This window comes from Leptolyngbya sp. UWPOB_LEPTO1 (genome assembly GCF_017302695.1).
In the GTDB taxonomy this organism is placed as follows: domain Bacteria; phylum Cyanobacteriota; class Cyanobacteriia; order Leptolyngbyales; family Leptolyngbyaceae; genus Leptolyngbya; species Leptolyngbya boryana.
Map to the genome: position 1 here is coordinate 24,336 of NZ_JAFLCJ010000004.1, position 21,678 is coordinate 46,013.

A 21,678-nucleotide genomic window follows, 5' to 3' on the forward strand; every position below is an offset into this window, starting at 1 on the left:
AGTATGAACGTTTTACTCATGAGTAACTCAGATTTATGGGGCGGAGCGGCACGGGCAGCCTATCGTCTTCACCAAGGACTGAAGCAAGCCGAGATTAATTCTCAAATGCTAGTTCAGTTTAAGTACAGCAGCGATCCAACTGTTGTCAGTACCCACTCAAATGCAGGAATTGGACATGCATTGACAAGTATTCGACTGCCGATCGACAATCTTCCTCTAAAGTTTTACCCAAATAAGAAAACTAGCTTTTCTCTGCAATGGTTACCAAATCTGATCGCGCGTCAGGTATACCGCTATCAGCCAGATATTATCAACCTACATTGGACACACTTCGGCTATCTCTCGATCGAAACTCTAGCAAAGTTGAGACGACCTCTAATCTGGACGCTCCACGATATGTGGGCTTTGACTGGAGGATGTCACTATACGCAAGGGTGTGATCGATTTCAGCAAGGGTGTGGGCAGTGTCCCCAACTCGATAGCAAACAAGACTGGGATTTGTCGCGATGGGTATGGCAGCGCAAAGCAAAAGCCTGGAAAAATCTGGATTTAACAATTGTCACGCCCAGTCGATGGCTTGCTGAATGTGCTAAAGAAAGCCCGCTTTTGAGAGATTTTCAGATCGAGTGTATTCCCAATGGGATTGATACTGCACTTTATCGTCCGATTGAAAAGCTTCTCGCGAGAAAGCTGCTCCAGCTTCCACCGGACAAAATCTTAATCTTATCTGGGGCATTTGGAGGAAGTATTGACCAGCGTAAGGGAACGCAGTTGCTTCAGCCTGCATTGCGATCTCTGAGTCAATCTGAATGGGGAGATCAAATTGAGATTGTGTTTTTTGGAGCAGACTTGCCTATGAGTAATGCTGAGATGGGATTTAAATCGCATGGTCTTGGTGCGTTGAATGACGATTTGATGCTGGCACTTGCCTACTCAGCAGCCGATCTGTTTGTGGCTCCTTCGCTTCAGGATAACTTACCCAATACTGTACTAGAAGCAATGGCATGTGGGACGCCATGTGTTGGCTTCAATGTGGGTGGGATGTCTGATCTGATTGATCATCAGCAGAATGGATATCTTGCAGTCCCGTTTCAACCTGATGACTTTGCAAGGGGGATCAAATTTATTTTGATGCAGAAAGACAATTCTCAAAAATTAGGTCAAAACGCCCGCGAAAAAGTTGAGCGGGAATTTCATCAAGAACTTCAAGCAGCGCGCTACTCCGCCTTATTCGATACCCGTTTAGCCACGGCTCCAAAGCTCAACGTTTTTCAACCGTTCTTCGCAAGATAGGAGGCTTTTAGATTGAATCGTTCTACCATCGAACAGAGTAAGTATCTCGAAGTCATCTGCGTCGTTCTCATGCTGCTGGTGTCTGATGGAGTTCGCTCTGCGCTAAATCCTGCTATTGCTCAAACCATTAATATCTCCAGCTATATATTTGTTGCGCTCCTAATTATCATTTCTGCTTTGAATGGTAAGTTGCGAACGAGTCTTCTTTATGCCATTACACGTGACCCAGTGCTGCTGCTGCTGATTGCCCTTGCCTTGCTATCATTTTGCTGGTCTGGCAGTCCATCTGACACCTGGAATTTTGGTCGAACGCTTTTAAGATCGCTCGTCTTTGGAGCCTATCTTGCTGCTCGATTTAGTTTGCGGGGACAGATGTATTTGATGGGAGCAACTCTGTTCTTCACGACGATTGCAAGTTTCTTTGCTTCGGTGATTCCGCCTTATGTGGGAATTAGAACGATTGAAAGTGAAACAGTCTGGCTGGGAATCTATGCCCATAAGCAATTTTTAGCGCGTGCAATGGCAGTAGCCGTCATTACCTTTATCTCGATCGCCGTGACAGCCAAGTCTGGGCGATACCGAGTTTTATGGGGTATCTCTGCATTGTTGGCATTCTATATACTACTGATGAGTGGGGGAAGATCCGCACTTGTCACGTTAGTGTTCTGTTTGTGTCTATTTCCTTTTTACTATCTCCTCAAGTTGGATCATCGAGTTCGATTGGCTGTACTTCTGATCACTCTTTTTGTCACAGCCGTTAGCATCTTTTTCATCTGGATTAATCTCGACACTATCCTGACGGATGTTTTAGGCAAAGATGCCCAATTTAATGGGAGAACGCCATTATGGGCAAGTGTGATTGAACGGGGATTGGAGCGACCTTGGTTTGGATATGGATATCGAGGGTTCTGGAATACTCCGGAGGCATTTTCAGCCGTAAATGATGCTTGGACATTCGATGCACTGCAAAAAGGTGCAATCCATGCACATAGCATCTTTGTAGAAATCTTCTTACAGCTTGGCTTCGTAGGACTATTCATTTTTCTGCTATCGTATGGTTCCGTCACTCTAAGACTGTTATATTTGCTGTTCCAATCACCAAAGATTGAGAACTTCTGGATGCTACAGACAGTTGTAGCTAGCTTTATTTTGCAGAGTACAGAAGTTCCGATTACGCTATCTCCAAATATTTTTCTTTGGTTGTTCTATATCTCGTTTTGCTTCTCCTCAGTTTTAGAGATTGAACGATTTAAGCGCTGGCAGCAGAAAGTTGCAGCTTCTAGAGTTTGGCAACCCCCATCTCTCATAGGTCGCAAGTCAGTCAGTTAAGAGATTAAAGTCATGAACAATGTTGAACTGCCTAAGATTTCTGTGATCCTTCCCAATTACAACGGCGGGAAGACGATCGAGAAAGCTCTCAAAAGTGTTTTCGATCAGAACTACGAGAACCTAGAAGTTCTCGTAGTCGATGGTGCGTCTAATGATGCAAGTGTGAGCATCATTCAGAAGTTCGAGTCTAAAATTACTTGGTGGATCAGTGAGCCTGATACTGGACAGTCGAATGCAATCAATAAAGGCTTTCAGCAATCGACAGGAGAGATTATTACTTGGTTATGCACAGATGATATGCTTGCGATTGACTGTTTGAAGATCGTTGCGGAGGCATTTCGCGATCGCAGCATTGATGTGGTGGTCGGTCAAGGTCTAATGCTCAATAAGGGATATGACACGCCTTCCGTCATGCGTGACAATCAGGAGATGATTAAAACCCTGCATTCTTTTCTAGGACTGACGCAAACTAGTATTCGGCTCTCCGCCTCTAACAAAAACTCTTACCTCAAGGCACCCAAGCTTCAGCACATTGCTTTACTGCCTGCCTACAATCCTATCTCTCAACCGAGTTGCTTCTACCGTCGTCGTCTGATTCAAAGGCATTATCTGGTCGATGAAAGCTATAACTACATTATGGATGCTGAACTTTGGACTTACTTCAAATCACGTAATGCCGTGTGGAAATGTCTCGATTCAGTTCTCAGTATTGCAATCCAAGATGGGAATAACAAAACTAGCACAGGTGGGCGCAAAATCTTGGCAGAGCTAGAGCGGCTTTATGTCAGTTATTCAACTGAAAAGATTCCATTAACTGTATGGCATCGCAGGTTAAGGTTCCCGCTCGAGCAATTTATTGCGCGCCATCCGAAGACAATCTGGCTCTATCCTGCGGGAGCAGCTTGGCTAGCGATTACTCTGCTTCTCGCTCCATTCTACGGACTTGATAAGGTTTGGTTTATGCGCTGGAAGCGTTGGGCGTAATTTTTAGAGTAGAGAAAAGAACAATGTTACTCAATGGCTCATCTACAACTGATCTGAAAACAAAGCAACTATTTATTACTTGGGTTCCTTTCCAACGTCGATCGCTTTCGATGCAAGCTTTTTTTGGCTATGAGTTTTGTAGTGTTGGCTTCTCATTTCGGAATCGAGCGTTTCGAGGGCTTGAATATTTTATTAAATGCTTTTATACATTCATTTTGCTGATCCGAAAGCAACCCGATGTTCTATGGATTCAGCTTCCTCCTAATTTTTTGCTTCATCTTGCTCATCTGTATAAACGAGTCTTTAATCCTCGATTGTTGATTGTTGCAGATAGTCACAATGCAACTTTTCGCAAACCTTGGATCGATATTCTCGGAACTCGTACGCTTTTGAATCACTGTAATTCGATCACTGTTCACAATACTTGGGTTCGATCCCAAGCGATCGAGCTTGGGCTGAAAAGCGCCGCGATCGTGGTGCTCGAAGATCCGCCAGCAACTATTCAAGCCAGTGATGCTCCAGCGTGGCAGATTCATCGTCCTTGGCTTGTCTGTCCTTGCTCGTTCAATCGGGATGAGCCGATTCAGGTCATCATTGAGGCGGCTCAACTTGCCCCTGATTTGACCTTTATTCTGACAGGAAATCCAGAGCGTGCTAGAGGAATTCATGATCTGAGCAAGCTGCCAGATAATGTGATCCTGACGGGATTTCTAGCTGCGGCAGAATTTGATCAACTGCTTTTTGGTGCGGACGCAATTCTTGGATTCACTCGTCTTGATGGTATCCAGCTGAGTGTTGCCAATGAAGCATTGGGTGTTTGTAAACCAATAGTGTTGTCGAACACAAACACGTTGAAAACGCTTTTCTACAAGGGTGCAATCTATGTTGATTCTAATGATCCGAATGAGATCGCGCAGGGATGTTATCAGGCGATCCAGCAAACTGCACAGCTTTCTCAAGCGATATCTGAACTAAGACGAGAACGAGAAGCTGCCTGGTTAATTCAAGCCACTGATGTTCAACAGGCGCTCACCGTTTAGTTCGATTTTGCTTAGTTTGATTTTACTTGGTCTGATTTTACTTGGTTTGATTTTACTCAGCATTGTCTTGTCCACTTCATCTCAGTTCTCTCATGCATTGCTCCTATTTCTGTTATGCCACACTCTCCTCATGTTTTGATTGTTGTTGAAAATTTGCCTGTTCCATTTGATCGACGAGTTTGGATGGAAGCAACGACACTTCAACAGAATGGCTATCATGTTTCTATAATTTGCCCACAAGCAAACGGATACGATCGAGCTTACGAAGTGATTGAAAGTATTCATATCTACCGCCATCCCCTCCCTCCTGAGATTAGCTCTGTATATGGTTACTTGCGAGAGTATGCCTGGGCAGTGATGGGGCAGTTTCGACTCGCGTTTAAGATCTGGCGCAAACGGCGATTCGATTTGATTCATATCTGTAATCCACCTGATCTGCTGTTTCTGGTTGCTGGTTGGTTCAAGTTGCTGCATGGGGTTCGGGTCATCTTTGATCACCATGATCTTGCTCCTGAAATGTATCTTGCCAAGTACAATCGCAAGGATTTCTTCTACTACGCGCTTTTGCAGTGTGAACGGTGGACTTATGCGATCGCAGATTGGGTGATTTCGACGAATGAATCTCATCAAGAAGTTGCACTCAACCGGGGCAAGAAGAAACCAAGTCAGGTCTTTGTGGTTCGGAGTGCGCCTGATATGTCTCGATTCTACGCTTTGTCTTCGAGCCAGGACTACCACAACGGCAAGTCAGTTTTGATTGGATATATGGGGGTTATGGGCGAACCTGAAGGGATTGATTACCTTTTACGAGTGATTCACTACTTAGTTTACGAGAAGCAGCGATGCGATATGCATTTTATACTCATTGGGGACGGACCTGCATTTACGTCACTTCAAGACTTAGCAAAACAGTTGCAGATTGAGCCTTATGTTGAATTTACAGGGTTTAAAACTGGCAAAGAACTTCTAGAACGTCTATCAAGCTGTGATATCTGTGTAGAACCTTCTCCCTTCTCGACTTACAACGAGAACTGCACCATGAACAAGATTCTGGAATATATGGCAATAGGTAAACCGATCGTACAGTTTGATCTACGCGAGGGTCGTCGATCGGCAGCAACGGCTTCTTTGTATGTCACACCTAATGATGAAATTGAATTCGCAGAGAAGATTTTAGCACTAGTCGAATCTCCTGAACTTCGCAGAAAACTTGGGAATGAAGGTAGACGGCGGATGAGAGATGTTCTGGAATGGAAACATCAAGCTCCGAAACTTTTAGAGCTTTACCATCAAGCGTTTGAATCCGGAAGAGTTTCACTGTCTCAATCAAAGCAACCTGCACTTGAGCGCAAGGGGCAATAATAATGCTAAGTCACCAGCCTTTGCTAATTCTTAAAGGTCGTGCAGGTCTTGGAAACCGACTGCTGTGCGTTCTTGGAGGAATTTTATATGCTCAACTCACACAGCGAAAGCTTTTGGTAGATTGGCGAGATGGGGTCTACTCGGATGGAGTTGACAACGCATTTTATCAGTTGATGAGCTTGATAGATGTTGACCAAGCAGAGAGTATTCCTGTCAGTCGCTCTGTCTATCCTACAGTTTGGAAAACTTATTTGGACAAGACTGTTTATGTAGTTTCCGAATATTGCGCTCAAAAGGAGCTCCCCTCAGCTAAAGAGTTAATGCAGCTTCCTCAGGCTGTCAATTTCACAAAACTGGACTACTCAGAAGAAGTTCTAGTTCACTGGTCTTTCTCATCAAATATCAATCAACTGAGGCGACATTTTAGAGACAAGCTTGCTCAATTTGAAAACCAAACGAATTTGGAGGTTTTATCTCACATCCTAAAATCGCATATTCAGGTTGACTCGGGCATTATTGCAGATGTTGATCAGTTCGTCCAAGCAAAATTTTTCAGGCGCATGATTGGTGTCCACGTTCGATACACTGATCGCAAGGTAGAGCTAAAACCTTACTTGAAAAGCATTGATCGCTTAATGATCTCTGATCCTGATGCAGGAATTTTTCTAGCAACCGATAATGCTATAGTTGAAAAAATCTTCTACGATCGCTATAGTAATAAAATTGTTACTTCTGAAAAGTGGTTGCCTTCACCATCATCTGACTCATTGGGAATTCACTTTAATTCGGATGCGCCAAGTAAGCTTCAAGTAGCTAGGCAAGCAATGATAGATATCTGCTTACTTTCGCGCTGCTCATCACTGGTATTTAATTCGGTATCAACATTTGGAGTGATTGCTCTATTGATGTCAACGCTCGATTCAAGTCAGGTATTTGATCTCTCGAAATATACACCAACTGGTTTTCTAAAACATCTTGCCCGCCATCAAACGATATAAATGACGCTCGAAAGCCCTAATGGTTCAGACTAAACGACTCGCGTTGATGAGATTAATGAGAGAAAGGTAAGCAAAGCAATGACGATCGCGAATTATTCACATAAGTTCAACTATCTCAGACAACATAAAGCATTCAAGCAAGAACCTTTGACAGTACTTGTGCGATTAGTATATTGGTGGCTTGTGTGCTGTCTTTCCATCCCACAGACTATTAAAATTAAGCGTTGGGATCGAAAATTTTTGCTTCCACCAAACTTCCGTCGCTCAGGCAATACAAGTTTATTTGTTTTTCGGGAGAACTATGAGCCTGAACTTGACTATCTCTATCAAACCGTGACAGAGGGAGACGTATTCATTGATGCAGGTGCAAATTGCGGGATTTATACGCTCCTGGCAAGTTGCTTAGTCGGTAACTCTGGACTGGTATTATCATTTGAACCAGGCGTGGAATCATTTAACACTATTCAGCAAAATCTTAAACTCAATCATTTGAGCAATGTTAGGCTGTTCAAAACAGCATTGTCAGATCATACTGGAACAGCTCATCTGTATCATATTGACAATGCTCCAAGCAGTTACTCACTGGGTTCAGGAACAGATCCAGCCGTCGAATCCGAAACAGTAGATGTCACAACACTGGATGCAATCTTAACAGCTCAAGGAATTGAAACAGTGGACTTCATCAAAATGGATGTGGAGGGGGCGGAGGAATTAGTTTTAAAGGGCGCGTACTCTACGATCGAGAAAATGCGCCCGAAGATTTTATTTGAAGTTGGACTTGAGACTTGTGAGCGCTTAAATCTCGCATCTGACGGAGCTTTCAATTTTTTGAATCAACTGGACTACACGTTTTTCAAGATTAAACATACAGGTGAACTTGTTGAGATCGCTTCGCCTCAAGGAATTCGAGGGAACATTCTAGCAATCTCAAAGTCTAGCTGAGCGCGATACAGTATCTCTACATAGCGATCAAGCAAAATCAAGCCAATGAATCGAGTGTGTACAACTTTTCTCGCCTGTTGTGCGTCAGCAATGATGATAGCTGCTGACACAACTGCCTATACAAGCTCGATTGCTACACAGGACGCTTTTACTTTTGGGCTTGCTTCAAGCCTGGGAGCGCTTGAACTCGACGATCGCAAAATTCGCCGCATTCAAGCGCTTCTGCCCGCAATGCCAAAGGGTTTAGGACCAGATTGCAGTCAGAGAGAGCGGTGGAACATTCCCAGTGTCAGATCTCTTGCCGTAAGAAGTCGCTTGAGAGCAAATCAGCTTCTAGCTCAGCCTTTTCCAGCTTGGAGCAATCGTGCTTATCTCAGATTTAGTCGAGATGGAAACCGCGCGGAAGGAGAGCAGATGCTATTCAATCGTCAGAATCGATTATCGATTTTGGTGATAGCAGAATGCGTTCAGGGGCAGGGTCGGTATATTCCTGAGATTGAAAAAACGTTGCGTGAACTTATCGCGCAGCCCACCTGGATTTTACCCGCTCATGATCCTAAATTAGGGAGCTTAAATGGTCAGTATCTCGTGGATCTCAACTCAGCGAGTATTGCTCATGAAATCGCGCACAGTCTGTATCTATTGAAATCTTCTTTGTCGCCCGATCTCTATCAGCAGGTCGTTGATGCTCTTCGCCAGCGTGTGTTCGATCCGGTGAAACAATCTTTACAGACAGGTAAGGGAAATGATTGGCTCAAAGAGGGGAGCAATTGGAATGCTGTTTGTCTAGCTGGTGTAGTCGGTGCAGCACTCGCGGTGTTGCCCGATCTCAATGAGAGATCGCTCATTGCGGCTGCGGGAGAGCATTACATTCGGAACTATCTAGCAAGTTTTCCAGAAAATGGCTACTCATCCGAAGGTCCGCTCTACTGGAACTATGGTTTTTCATACTATGTCTTGCTACGTGAGCTTTTGAGAGCGAATACAAATGGAGAGGTGGATTTATTTGCGCCTGATGGACGTGATACTTCTACAGCAGAGCTTTTGAAGCAGAGAAACATTGCTTTATACGCTGCAAGAATCCAAATGTTTCCGAATAATGTTGCTGCATTTGGGGATGCTTCTCCACGTACCTCATTGGGGGCTGATCCAGGCACTCTGGCAATGTTTGACTATCTAAGTAAAGTCTGGGATCTGAATCAACCTTCTAGACTAGGAAACACCTATGCTTCTTGGAGTGTTGTGAGACAATCTCTGATATTGTTTGCTCAGCCGATACCCATTAGGCTAACTGCAAAAGCAGGATTACCTGCGTACGATCGAACTACTGAACAACTGGGCTACTACTTTGCTCATCAAGGAATTATGCTGTCGCGTGGTGGTGATCTGGCGATCACGATTAAAGGAGGGGGTCGTCAAGGCAGAGATGGAGGGCTAGGCGCAAACACGTCTCATAGTCACAATGATATTGGAAGCTACACGATCGCGATTGGGAATGAGCAACCTGCGGGAGATGTTGGTGCTCCCATCTACTCAGCGAGAACATTTAATCAAAATCGGTATAATATTCGCGCGATCAATTCTTATGGTCATCCTGTTCCGATCGTTGCAGGTCAGTTACAAGTGAGAGCAGATCAACTGCCTTATGTCCCCATCCTTAACGCTCGACAGTCTCCCGAACAAGACTCTATTCTAATCAATATGCGTCCTGCTTACCAGGTAGATGGATTGCAGCGATTGACTCGCGGTATGGTATATTATCGCAAAGCTGCGAATCAGGCAACTCAGATTACGATTGAAGACCGATTTGCTTTTGATAGACCCCAGAACTTTGAAACAGCTCTCACTACATTGGGAAGCTGGAAACGCAAAGGTAGGGATACTCTGATTCTGACCGACAGAACTAAAAGTGTGCAGGTGAAAATTCAGTCATCTAGCGCCTTGATACTCAAGCCTGAAAAGATCAATGAAGAGGGACTGACTTTTACACGTCTGGGACTGGCTTTTCAGTCACCAAGAGATCGCGGCTATATCAGGATGATTTTTACTCAAACTGGTCAGCGCAGTTTTTAGGTATAAATTGCTTTGGGTAGATCAATGTGAAAAGATTTGGGTTGTAAGCTCATCTGTTTCGATCGGACTTAGCCAAATAATTCGATCGCTGACACACAGCATTTTCTCATCCCCTGGAACGTGCAGAAAGAAGTTTTCCTGTCCAAATTCAATTTTCTGAAGGGGGAGCCAAGCTTGATTCGATCGGATCAAAACTTGCATGTTTGCATTGCGGCTGTAGTGGGCGCGCCACGCTTTCCACAGATGGCGAACTTCGGTATAGTTTGCTTCGTAACCTGGAGGAATTGGCGAATGCTCGTATTCAACTAAACCTCGATCGTTGATTCCGATAGGTAAGAATTGATGCTCAGTTAAGATGCGATTAAGCAACTCCTGATAAGCAGAAGATTGTCGAACTAAGATAGCTCGGATATGCCCAACTAGCTTTGCTGTTGCAATAAGTTCGCCTTTTTTTGCAAGCAGTTGAGCCGAGTTAAAGGCAGGCTGAAGCCGTAAATTGTGATTAGCAAGAAAGCTAAGATCGCCCTGAATGAATCTCCGAATCAACTCAACATCGTTAAGTTTGGACATTGCTAGTATAAACCAAGATGCTACTTGTGTAATTTGCTACTAGCAATCTTCAAAGTAGATTTTTCCTTCTCCGGAGAAGTTTCCATAAACAAGCATAAACTTCCTACAAACTTTATAGAGTGTTTAATGTACGATCGATTACTTCATAAACCGTTTCTAATTCATCTGCGGTAATGCAATAGGGGGGCATGATGTAAAGGGTGTCGCCCAGTGGACGCAGTAAAAATCCAGCCTCTAAAAATTTAGCTTTTAGCAAAGGTGAGATCGCATTGAAGTAACCGGATTCTTCTTCAGTTTTAACTTCCATTGCAACGATTGTGCCGCAAACTCGGAATTGCTTTAAGCGAGGATTTGAGAAGAGATAGCGATCGAGAAATTTCCAATGCAAGCTTTCTAATTTTTGATAAGCATCCGGGTTCTGTTCGAGTAGCTCTAATGACACGACACCCGTTGCACAAGCTAAAGGATTCCCCGTGTAGGAATGTCCGTGGTAAAACGCCTGGGTCGGATCATCTTGGTAAAATGCTTGATAAATGGCTTCAGTTGCAACGGTAACCGAGAGTGGCAAGCACCCACCCGATAGCCCTTTCGATAAGCAAATAATATCGGGGGCAGTCGCCGATTTGAGACAGGCAAATAGCTCTCCGGTACGACCAAATCCAGTCATTACTTCATCGTAAATCAGCAGCACATTGTACTGATCTGCTAGCTTTCTCAAAGCTTGTAAGAATTGAGGGCGGCACATCCGCATTCCGGCTGCCCCTTGAATCAAGGGTTCGAGAAAGATTCCAATGATGTTTTGCTGCTTGAGAAATTGCTCGATCACGTCTAACGCTTCAGATTCTTTGCGATCGACTTCTAAATCTCCGTCATAGGTTTCAGGGAAGGGAACCAGCGCCGTCTCGAACATCAGCGATCGAAACTTTTGCCACCAGGTTGAGCCTGCACCGACTGACATAGCACCGATCGTATCACCGTGGTAACCACCCTCGAAGGTGATGAAGGTTGTGCGTTCTTCGCCTAAGTTGCGCCAGTACTGATAGGCCATCTTCAGCGCAACTTCAACAGAGGTAGAGCCATTGTCGGAGAAGAAAACTCTAGTAAGCTGTGGCGGCAGATGCGTCAGCAGTTTGCGCGCAAGTTCCTCGGCGGGTTCGTGTGTAAACCCAGCAAATATTACGTGCTCTAAGTTATTTGCTTGTTGATATAGAGCTTCTGCAAGTTTGGGGTGAGCATGTCCGTGAATTGTCACCCACCAGCTTGAAATGCAATCGAGAATTCGGCGATCGTCTTCTAGTTCAAGCCAAACTCCCTCGCCCCGTTTCACCTTCAACGGTTCGGGAGTGGTTTTCATTTGAGTAAAAGGTCGCCAGATGGGAGAGTCTGCCATATACTTTGAAATCACGATCTGAACAATATTATCGTGAAAAAGCGGTTACTCATTCTGGGTGGGACAACTGAAGCAAAGGAATTGGCAGCACGAGCCATAGAGATTGCCAACATAGAAGTCATTTCTTCATTAGCAGGACGGACTCAGACGGCAATCCCTCTATCTGGAACGGTCAGAGTCGGTGGATTTGGGGGAGAGGCGGGATTAGCGCGCTATCTTCAAGAGCAATCGATCGATTTATTAATCGATGCGACTCATCCATTTGCAGCACAGATTTCTTGGAATGCGGCAGCAGCAGCAGATCGCGCTGCGATTCCTCGATTGATGCTGAGTCGTCCTGCATGGAAACCCGAATCGAATTGGATCGAAGTCGAAAGTAACGAAGCCGCTGCAAAGATCCTACCTGATATAGCACAGCGGGTCTTTTTAACGATCGGGCGACAAGAACTTGCAGCGTTTGCCCATTTGCAACAACTGTGGTTTTTAATGCGAATGATTGATCCGCCGACGGGTCTAATTCCGCCCGGAGAAGTGTTACTTGCTCGGGGGCCTTTTACGTTAGAACAAGAGCGATCGTGGATGCAGCATTATCAGATTTCAGCGATCGTCAGTAAAAATAGTGGCGGAGATGCCACTGCTGCAAAACTCGTTGCAGCACGAGAACTGGATTTACCGATCGTCATGGTCAAACGTCCGGCAATGCCAACGGGGGAAAGAGTAACAGACGTGAAAGACGCATTATTGTGGATCGCTCGCTTCGTTTGAAGATAAAAGGACTCCGATTCTTCAAAAAGTCAGAGTCCTTCAAGTCTCAAAGTTAATCTAAAATGCCGTCTTTTTTCGCCATCATCATCATCAAATCAACGACCCGATTGGAATATCCCCATTCGTTGTCATACCAAGACACAATTTTAAAGAAATTGGAATTCAGTTCAATTCCTGCACCTGCATCAAAAATGCTAGAACGGCGATCGCCCTGAAAATCAGTGGAAACAACTTCTTCATCGGTATAGCCCAAAACCCCTTTCAGAGAATTTTCCGCGGCTTCTTTCATAACTTCGCAGATTTCCTTGTAGGTCGTTGGCTTCTCAGTTTTAAACGTCAAATCCACGACAGACACATCTGGAGTCGGAACCCGGAATGCCATTCCTGTCAGCTTCCCTTTCAACTCTGGCAGCACCAAACTCACCGCTTTTGCCGCACCCGTCGAAGAAGGAATGATATTTTGGGCAGCACCGCGTCCGCCGCGCCAGTCTTTTTTACTGGGGCCATCCACCGTTGGCTGAGTCGCGGTCATCGCGTGAACCGTCGTCATCAAGCCTTCAGTAATCCCAAAATGATCATTGAGGACTTTCGCAACTGGGGCAAGACAGTTTGTGGTACAGCTTGCATTCGAGACGATCGTATCGTGCTCAGGATTATACGAATCGTGATTGACTCCCATGAGCAGAGTTTTGACCCGTTCAGGGTCTTTGGTCGGAGCAGAAATGATCACCCGTTTTGCACCTGCTTTCAAGTGAGCTGAAGCAGTTTCAAAATCGGTAAATAATCCAGTCGATTCCACAACATAATCTACCTCCAAATTGCCCCAGGGCAACTCAGCCGGATTCCGCATTGCAAAACAGGGAATAAACCTGTCATTCATCACAATGCCATCCGGCTTAGCTTGCACCTTGCCGGGATATACCCCATGAGTTGAATCGTATTTCAGCAAATATGCCAAATTATCAGGCGGAACTAAGTCATTGATCCCAACCACTTCCAGATCGGGATGCTCAAGTGCGGCGCGAAACACAAGGCGACCAATGCGACCGAAACCATTGATCCCTATTTTCACAGTAGCCATGTGAAGAACTCCAACAATAATGATGGAAAAATGAAGTATGAAATCGAGAAAATCACACTTCAAAATTTTTGGTGTTCACATACGGTATCGCATTTATTTCAATAAGCCTTCAGACGTAATCTTTTGATCAGGCTTGGTGAAATTTGTCAGGAAATAATCATGTTACATCCTGAGAAAAAACAATAACTAATTTTGAGTTTTGTGCAATTTCTAAGGTATATCAGTAAAGAGTATTGTCTAGAAATTCAGAATTTATGTCTCGTACAAAGCCTTATCAACCTTCACTGCTGAGATTTTTACACGGGATCAATGCGCTATTAGTGATTGCTGCGTTGATCAGTGGATTCTGGGTTTATGACACATTTGATCAAAGATTTGGCAAGATTCCGTTACCGAGAATTAACGCGATTATTGATTATCACGGTACGATCGGGTTGACTTTTTTTCTGTTTTCACCTTTGTTCTTAATTTATAGTCTTTGGCTAGGCAGAAAGAAGCTGATTCAAAACAATACGATCGCGAATCTCACCCAAGTTGGCAAACCGATTTGGTGGGCAACGCTGCAACGCTGCACCAACACCTTGATGATTGTGGCGATCGTCTTTGCCGCTGGAACTGGCAAACTCATGGATGAAACTTGGTTGCCCCAAGGTCAGTTATTCCATGTCGCTTACAGTTTTCACTTGATAGCCTGGGCAACGATGCTGATTTGTCTCGCTCTACACCTATTGATGAGTGCAAAAGTGGGTGGAGTTCCGCTTTTACTCTCCATCCTCAGTTTTCGAGTGCGCCCTGATGATCACCCGAAATTGTGGATTAAACAACTTCGCGATCGAAATTAATCACGTACACTGCTACAAGAACGTGATCGGATATCGTAATCTATGAGCTTTACAATTCAGAATGTTTTGATTCCAGACGATCAGGGTTACAAAACCGTGGACGTACAGATTCAAGCGGATCGTATTACTGCGATCGCGCCGAATTTACCCGCGGTTGGAACGGTGATCGATGGCAGTCATCAGCTTCTATTACCTGGATTTGTCAATGCTCATACTCACTCTTCTGAGATGTGGCAACGCGGCATCATTCCTCCGAGTCCGCTTGAACTCTGGATTGCAGAGCTTTACGAGTTTACGCCTCTCGATCCAGAGCAAGCTTATCTCAGTGCAGTTGGAACAGCTGTTGAAACATTAATGACGGGGGGAACGAGTGTTGTCGATCATTTAGTGTTGATCCCAGGTCGGGAGCTTGAAACGATCGCGGCTGCGGAACGAGGCTATCGCGATGTCGGAATTCGCGCCTTTATTGCACCGCTGATTCAGGACGAAGCCTTGAGTGCGGGTATTCCGACTGGAGGCGATGAAGTAAAACACAGCACTTATCAAGCGACAACAGAAGCAATGCTCGATTTGGTACAAACGGCTGTAGAAAAGTTTCATCGTCCTGACGAAGGCGTAGAAATTATGGTCGCTCCCACGGGCATTCAAATGTGTTCAGATGCTTTGTTTGCCGGCTGCATTGAATTGAGCGATCGCTATAATCTCAATCGCCATGCTCATCTTTTAGAAACCAAAGCACAGCAACTTTTAGCACAAGAGAAGTATGGCTGTAGTGCTGTGCAACATCTGCAAGAGATTGGATTTCTCAGTCCGAAAACTTCTCTAGCTCACTGTGTTTGGCTTGACGATCGTGATATCGAAATTATGGCAGAAACGCGATCGACCGTCGTACATAATCCACTCAGTAACCTACGTTTAGGCAGCGGCATCGCGCCGATTTTGAAATACCGACAAGCCGGGGTGAATGTCTCATTCGGATGTGATGGCTCAGCCAGCAATGATTCTCAAGATTTGCTAGAAGCGATCAAAATGGGGTCAATTTTGCATAATGTGACCGATTTTGATTATCTACACTGGATCACGCCTCGACAAGCTGTAGAAATGGCATCGCGAGGAGGTGCTATCGGATTAAATCGGGCTGATCAATTTGGTTCACTAGAAGTTGGCAAAAAAGCCGATCTCGTTCTATACAATCTCAAGAGTTTATCGTTATTGCCGAGAACTGATCCAATCGGATTACTCATTTTAGGTCGCCCTGTCAATGTGGTGAGTCACGCTTGGGTGAATGGGAAACAAGTTATCTCAGATCATGAAGTTTGTAATATTAGCGTCAATGATCTCGTAGAGAAATTGTTTGAGCAAAGTGAATGGAACCCGAAACGAAAATCAGCAGCAGTTGCCCAAACAGAGGCGCGATATCGATCGGTGATGGGATTGCCTGAAATCGCGATCGAGCAGTCTTCAACATAAATGATTGCGCCCCATTGCATTGAATTTGAAATTGAATTGGGAGGAAAGCCGAACTACAAACCTTAAGACAAGATGAAATAATAACAACAACTTCGGTTAAGATCTTCAGATCTGTCCGAATGTCGTCTTTCAACTCTTAACCCTGAATCCCGCTATGGCAACTTCCGCAGTTGATCTCGCAAATCGTCTTGATCGCTATTATGAGCAGGTTCAAGCGATTATTTTGAGTCGCCAAAATCCGATCTCTGGATTGCTGCCCGCGAGTACGGCGATCAACGAACACGGGAACTATACCGATGCCTGGGTACGAGACAACGTTTACAGCATTTTGGCAGTTTGGGGATTGTCACTTGCGTATCGCAAATTTGATGACGATCGGGGACGTACCTACGAGTTAGAACATAGCGTCGTCAAACTCATGCGCGGATTGCTCAATGCCATGATGCACCAAGCGCAGAAAGTGGAGAAATTCAAAGAAACTCAGAATCCTTTAGAAGCACTCCACGCCAAATACGACACTGCAACCGGATCAACTGTTGTTGGCGATGACGAATGGGGACATTTGCAGTTAGATGCAACTTCAGTGTTTCTCTTAATGTTGGCGCAAATGACAAATTCGGGATTGTCAATTGTGTACACGATCGATGAAGTCAACTTTGTCCAAAACTTGGTTTATTACATTGGTCGAACCTATCGCACTCCTGATTATGGGATTTGGGAACGGGGTAATAAGATCAATCACGGCAATCCAGAATTAAACGGCAGTTCTGTCGGTATGGCAAAAGCTGCACTCGAAGCCATGAGCGGCTTAAATCTGTTTGGAACGCAAGGCGGACAAGCTTCGGTTATTCACGTGTTGCCGGATGAGATTGCAAGATGCCGCACGACATTAGAATCACTGCTACCACGGGAATCAAGTTCTAAAGAAGTAGATGCAGCGTTATTAAGCGCGATCGGGTTTCCTGCATTTGCAGTCGAAGACTCGGAATTAGTCGATCGCACTCGCAATAAAATCATTGATTTACTGCAAGGTAATTACGGCTGTAAGCGCTTCCTCCGAGATGGACATCAAACCGTTATCGAAGACACGACCCGATTACACTACGAGCCATTTGAACTGAAGCAATTCGAGCATATTGAATGCGAATGGCCGTTGTTTTTTACCTACCTTGCCTTAGATGGAATTTTTAGAGGAGATCGCGCACAAGCTCAAGCTTATCTCGATCGCTTAGATACCCTCACTGTCGAGCGAGATGGCTTCAAACTGTTACCCGAGTTGTACATTGTTCCAGAAGAGTTGATCGAAGCTGAGAAAGCCGCTCCGCGTAGCCAAATTCGCGTCCCCAATGACAATGTCCCGTTAGTTTGGGCGCAAAGCTTATATCTGCTTGCTCAAATGCTGCATGAGGGCGTCATTTCAGTCGGAGACATTGATCCGTGTGGACGCTATCTTCGCCGAGGACAACGCCGCAAAGCAACGATTCAAATTGCTCTAATTGCAGAGGACGAATCACTACAGGTCAAGCTTGAAGCCAATAACATTACGACTCAAACGCTCAAACAAGTTGAACCGATTCAAGTCCGACATGCTCGTGAACTTGCCGCAGCGTATACCTACGTTGGGCAAAACTCAAAACTAGCACTCTCAGGTCGTCCTCAGCGACGAATGCGAAGTCTGACCACTGCAAGGGTTTACAAGATCAAGAAAGATACGATCGTCTTTCTTCCCTCATTTCTCGAACCTGAGCGTTTCTACCTCACATTGGACTATCACTTCCTCGTCTCTAATATCAAAACCGAACTCGCTTACATTCATCGACATTGGCAAAGTTTAGGCAGACCGATTGTTACCTTACTATTGACCAAAGAGATGTTTGAACTGGGTCGAGAAGCATTACTGGATCTCGCTCAAGAACTTCAAACTGGACGATGTGGTGATATTCCGGTGCAGTTGGGACAGCTTAAACAGTTCATTCTTACAGCAGGAACGGAGCGAATTGATTCACTCCATGCGTTCAAGTTTGAAACTGCTTCGGTTGCTAGATTGAGTGTGTCTCGCTATCATCTGGGCTTTGATCCCGATAAAACGCATCCACTCAGCATTTCACAAGAGTTCAAACTAGAGTACGAATCGGATGTCAAAGTTTTACTTGACAGCTTACGATCGTCGCAAAATCTCTACGAACAAGTTGAGCTGCTCGGAACCTTAGCTCGATTAGAGGGATTAGAGTTTGACACCGGATTAGCAGGCGCAGGAAAACCAGTCACAGTGCGAGACTTGCTGAATGAGAGCTATGCAAGAGCAAGTAAAGGAGATTCTACTGGACAGCCTTACTGGAGCTTACTGCGGCGTTGTGCAGGATTGCTGGATAAAGTTGATGTTGGGCTTTCTGATGCGGTCACTGATATTTTGGTCAGGCAGAAACAAATTGCGATCGGACGAGCGTACAGCGAAGATTCTTTGATTGTGCAACCGCTTCCACACACTGAAGTACTAGAAAAAATTCGTCAGTTCTGTCGCGAAGATATTAGCGATCGCGTTCTCACGCAAGAAGTGATCATCTATCTCAGTTTGCTGATTAAAGCAGAACCCAATCTTTTTAAAGGATTACTGACACTGCGAGTCGGCTATCTGATTTTGCTGATTACGACTGATCTGGCTCGTGAGCTAGACCTAACGCAAGACGAAGCTTATGAGAAGTTAATGACACTCAGTCCCTTTGAGATTAAAACTCGACTGCGGCAGATCGTCGTTGGTTATGCTGACTTGAACAAAGCATTACTCAAGCAAGAATCTCTGAAAGTTAAACTGCCCAAACAAGCGATCGATTGGGTTGTCATCGTTGATCAAGCGGAGGTCGAACCGACTGCTCAAGATTGGTGGCGCAAACGTCAATTAGATGGTGCATTAAATCGCGTTCCGCCAGACTTCTATCCGAGTGTGTGGAAGGTACTCCATCATTGCAAAGGCTTAGTCGTCGGAGACAAGCTCGAACGCCGCAATCGGTTAGAAAGTGAGTTCTTGACGACAGAAATGACCGCAGGCGAAAAGAACTTTGCTTTGAAAATCGAGCATTTGCTGAACAAAATGCAAGCTCCTGAATATCGACAAGTGAATGTTGAAGCATTGATGGAACTTGCTGCGATCGCAGAACGCAACCCCGATTTCAAAGTAGAAGAATACATCGTAATGGATGTCCTCATTGGTCACGCAGTTCGCTTAGCTTGGCTTGATAAACATCCCGAACATCACGATCGCTATGATGAGTTCAAAGGTTCAGCTTGGCGATCGTTCTATGAAACTTCACCTTATGACTGTGCGAGTTTTGTAGCAAAAGCAATGCAGTTCCTGACTCAATTGGGTTAGTAGTCAACGGCATTCATTGTGGGGAGTAGGGAGTACCTAAACTCAGATTGCTTTCTATCTCTCCATATCCCTATCAGAAGACGTTTGAAAAGTATTGTTTATCGCATTCACCCACCCGTGATTGAAAATCCGGGCTAACAGAACGAAGTTCACTAAAGGGACTAATAGCCAATCAGAATAAGCTCTTCAGTCCTTTTCAAAGGACTTCGCACGGTTAGCCCCGAACTTCCAGTCCGGGGCGAGCTAGAACGGAGCGGCAACCTGTTGATACGTTTTCTATCACAGGTTGCTTTCAATCCCATTAAGTCGCAGGTTGCTCTAATGCGCGAATTGCATTCTGGGCATTCTGCTGAAGATTTCTTGCATTTTGAGCTTGATAGAGTCGAGCTGCTGCGCGATAGTCTTTAATCGCAGAACTGCGATCGCCTCTTTTTGCTGCAATGTTTGCTCGATTAAAGTAAGCATCTGCTAATTTCGGATCGAGCCGGATGGCTTCGTTATAGTCTGCAAACGCTTGATCAAAGTTGCTATTCTTCGCGTATTCGACTCCTCGGTTGTAGTAAAGATTCGCAGCACGATTCGCAGGGGTGGGGCTGAGATTGAGGGCTTCGGTATAAGCTGCGATCGCAGCATTGTGATTGCCCTCTTTCGACTTGCGAATGCCTTCCTCAAACCAGCCATCTGCAGTCGCAATTTGAGGACGCGAATTTGGGAAAGGTTGGAACAACGCCCAAAGCACTGCCCCAAAGAGAGCCAGTACCGCTAAGCTTGCTAGTCCAAGCCGCACTAGTTCTGGAGAAATATTGCGCTCTTGCAGAAACCGCGAGGCTGGATCAGTTGCAGGTTCGACTGCTTCATCCGACGATCGCAAAATTCGACGATTTCTGAGAAATTGAGTCAATCGATCGCCAGTCGTCGGAGCTTCGACGGGAATCTCATTCTCCACAGGAGCTTCGACCGAGGCTTCGACAGGGACTTCGATTTCTGTGGGGAGGGGGGCAAGCGTTGCATTTGCTGAATCTACTGGCAGCGGTTGTGTGACTAACGGATTGTCTTGAAGCCCGTACAGTTGCCGCAGTTGCATTAACTCAGCTTGAGTATTGTCGCTTAACGGAGACTCACGCTGACTGACTTGTTCGCGGATGTTTTCATACTGGCGCTGTTTCTCAGCTTGCTGACGATGCGGAAGTAACGCATCCTCTCGAATCGCATTCGCAATATTTTCGGGAATGCCTTCTTTGATCCGGAGCGCTTCTAAAATGTTGTGCCCGACGATCGAGATTTCTCCTTGACTTGCTAGGCTCATTGCTTCTTGACGGAAGTTCAGATAAGGCGCATTCACAAGCTGTATGAAATAGCCTTGCTCTTGGCTGTGTAGAGTTGGGGATAGAGCAGGCAAGCTATCTTGTAGACGGGTCGCAATGTAAGCATGAAGCTCGGTGACATTAATTTCGCCTCGCATCGGTTGGTTCGCTGCACCGTCTGCCATCCCTGTTTCAAACGCATCAATGATCAATTGGGTATAGGTTGAATTGCGATTCGATTTGTGTTTGGCAGAGTACTCGATCGAGATCGGAGAAGTCAGCAAGGCACGGCTTGGACTGACGAAGGATTCGGCGATCGCACTAAAGTCTTCGGGGGCGATCATGTCTTTGGCAAACGTGCCGCTGAAGCAGCAATCGAGAATCACAGTTTGCTGGCGAGCCGGACAGGACTCAAGTTCGGCTTTGAGTTCAGACAGAGAGTAGGCTGTTTGTTCTAAATGCGATCGCGACGTATTGCGACAAGGCAGAAACAGTTCTCTTTGATCAGTGACGATGGCGTTACCCGAAATGTAAATTAAAACCGTTTCGTTCGGGTCACGCAGCGTGCAGAATGTCTCGATCGTGTCTCGAATCTGCTGGAGGGTTGGATGATTGAGAACCGTGACCTCATCGGTACGACTTGCGCCAATATCAGGACGGCGAAGGAGTTCTTGCAGAGCAGCAACATCGCGATCGGGTGCTGCCAGGGGCTGCAAATTGGCATCATCGTACTGACCAATGCCGATGAGTAGTGCTTCTGTCATATCAGATCCCCCGACTAGATGAATGGAACACAGAGTTGATGACTGAATTGCAGCAGAAATCTACCGAGTCGTATCAGAAATTATCTGCAAGCAAGCTAAGCTTT

Annotated in this window: 16 protein-coding genes; 12 read left to right on the forward strand and 4 right to left on the reverse strand. The window is 45.3% G+C overall.

All coding sequences use genetic code 11. The annotated features are described in order from the left end of the window. Positions 1 to 3: 3 nt before the first annotated feature. From J0L70_RS07610 to J0L70_RS07645, 8 genes are all read left to right on the forward strand, one after another. The gene (locus J0L70_RS07610) at positions 4 to 1,293 is read left to right on the forward strand and encodes a glycosyltransferase family 4 protein (RefSeq protein WP_287453905.1); all 1,290 of its coding nucleotides are present in this window, start codon (positions 4 to 6) and stop codon (positions 1,291 to 1,293) included. A gap of 12 nt (positions 1,294 to 1,305) precedes the next feature. Then, entirely contained in the window at positions 1,306 to 2,622 is a 1,317-nt protein-coding gene (locus tag J0L70_RS07615; protein WP_287453907.1) for an O-antigen ligase family protein, read from the forward strand. 12 nt (positions 2,623 to 2,634) lie between these two features. Further along, positions 2,635 to 3,606, forward strand: a complete 972-nt coding sequence (locus J0L70_RS07620; protein WP_287453909.1) for a glycosyltransferase family 2 protein — start codon at positions 2,635 to 2,637, stop codon at positions 3,604 to 3,606. 23 nt (positions 3,607 to 3,629) lie between these two features. Further along, positions 3,630 to 4,646 carry a glycosyltransferase family protein gene (locus J0L70_RS07625; protein WP_287453911.1) on the forward strand — a complete coding sequence of 339 codons (1,017 nt, stop codon included), beginning with the start codon at positions 3,630 to 3,632 and terminating at the stop codon, positions 4,644 to 4,646. Between the two features lie 114 nt (positions 4,647 to 4,760). Next, positions 4,761 to 6,008 carry a glycosyltransferase family 4 protein gene (locus J0L70_RS07630; protein WP_287453913.1) on the forward strand — a complete coding sequence of 416 codons (1,248 nt, stop codon included), beginning with the start codon at positions 4,761 to 4,763 and terminating at the stop codon, positions 6,006 to 6,008. Between the two features lie 2 nt (positions 6,009 to 6,010). After that, positions 6,011 to 7,006, forward strand: a complete 996-nt coding sequence (locus J0L70_RS07635) for an O-fucosyltransferase family protein (protein ID WP_287453915.1) — start codon at positions 6,011 to 6,013, stop codon at positions 7,004 to 7,006. A 240-nt stretch (positions 7,007 to 7,246) separates the two neighbouring features. After that, positions 7,247 to 7,948 carry an FkbM family methyltransferase gene (locus tag J0L70_RS07640; protein WP_287453917.1) on the forward strand — a complete coding sequence of 234 codons (702 nt, stop codon included), beginning with the start codon at positions 7,247 to 7,249 and terminating at the stop codon, positions 7,946 to 7,948. A gap of 90 nt (positions 7,949 to 8,038) precedes the next feature. After that, positions 8,039 to 10,021, forward strand: coding sequence for a hypothetical protein (locus tag J0L70_RS07645; protein WP_287453919.1), 1,983 nt, complete (start codon positions 8,039 to 8,041; stop codon positions 10,019 to 10,021). Between the two features lie 21 nt (positions 10,022 to 10,042). Here the strand turns inward: J0L70_RS07645 and J0L70_RS07650 are convergent, their stop codons facing one another. Together J0L70_RS07650 and bioA are read right to left on the reverse strand one after the other, a co-directional pair. Further along, positions 10,043 to 10,591 carry a hypothetical protein gene (locus J0L70_RS07650; RefSeq protein WP_287453921.1) on the reverse strand — a complete coding sequence of 183 codons (549 nt, stop codon included), beginning with the start codon at positions 10,589 to 10,591 and terminating at the stop codon, positions 10,043 to 10,045. A gap of 112 nt (positions 10,592 to 10,703) precedes the next feature. Further along, positions 10,704 to 11,981: an adenosylmethionine--8-amino-7-oxononanoate transaminase gene (bioA, locus tag J0L70_RS07655; protein ID WP_287453923.1), complete on the reverse strand. Its 1,278-nt coding sequence runs from the start codon at positions 11,979 to 11,981 to the stop codon at positions 10,704 to 10,706. Positions 11,982 to 12,014: 33 nt separating this feature from the next. On the opposite strand from bioA, the gene J0L70_RS07660 reads away from it, so the two are divergent. Beyond that, positions 12,015 to 12,746: a cobalt-precorrin-6A reductase gene (locus J0L70_RS07660; RefSeq protein WP_287453924.1), complete on the forward strand. Its 732-nt coding sequence runs from the start codon at positions 12,015 to 12,017 to the stop codon at positions 12,744 to 12,746. Positions 12,747 to 12,798: 52 nt separating this feature from the next. Here the strand turns inward: J0L70_RS07660 and gap are convergent, their stop codons facing one another. Further along, complete coding sequence (gap, locus tag J0L70_RS07665) at positions 12,799 to 13,827, reverse strand: type I glyceraldehyde-3-phosphate dehydrogenase (RefSeq protein WP_017289790.1); 1,029 nt, start codon at positions 13,825 to 13,827, stop codon at positions 12,799 to 12,801. A gap of 254 nt (positions 13,828 to 14,081) precedes the next feature. On the opposite strand from gap, the gene J0L70_RS07670 reads away from it, so the two are divergent. The 3 genes from J0L70_RS07670 (at position 14,082) to J0L70_RS07680 (ending at position 19,506) form a co-directional block, all read left to right on the forward strand. After that, entirely contained in the window at positions 14,082 to 14,669 is a 588-nt protein-coding gene (locus tag J0L70_RS07670; protein WP_017289791.1) for a cytochrome b/b6 domain-containing protein, read from the forward strand. 42 nt (positions 14,670 to 14,711) lie between these two features. Beyond that, entirely contained in the window at positions 14,712 to 16,139 is a 1,428-nt protein-coding gene (locus J0L70_RS07675) for an amidohydrolase (protein WP_287453925.1), read from the forward strand. A gap of 154 nt (positions 16,140 to 16,293) precedes the next feature. Continuing rightward, positions 16,294 to 19,506, forward strand: coding sequence for a glycoside hydrolase family 15 protein (locus tag J0L70_RS07680; RefSeq protein WP_287453926.1), 3,213 nt, complete (start codon positions 16,294 to 16,296; stop codon positions 19,504 to 19,506). A gap of 301 nt (positions 19,507 to 19,807) precedes the next feature. Here J0L70_RS07680 and J0L70_RS07685 read toward each other — a convergent pair whose 3' ends face one another. Continuing rightward, on the reverse strand, positions 19,808 to 21,574 hold the full coding sequence (locus J0L70_RS07685) for a tetratricopeptide repeat protein (protein ID WP_017289794.1): 1,767 nt from the start codon (positions 21,572 to 21,574) through the stop codon (positions 19,808 to 19,810). Positions 21,575 to 21,678: the final 104 nt, after the last annotated feature.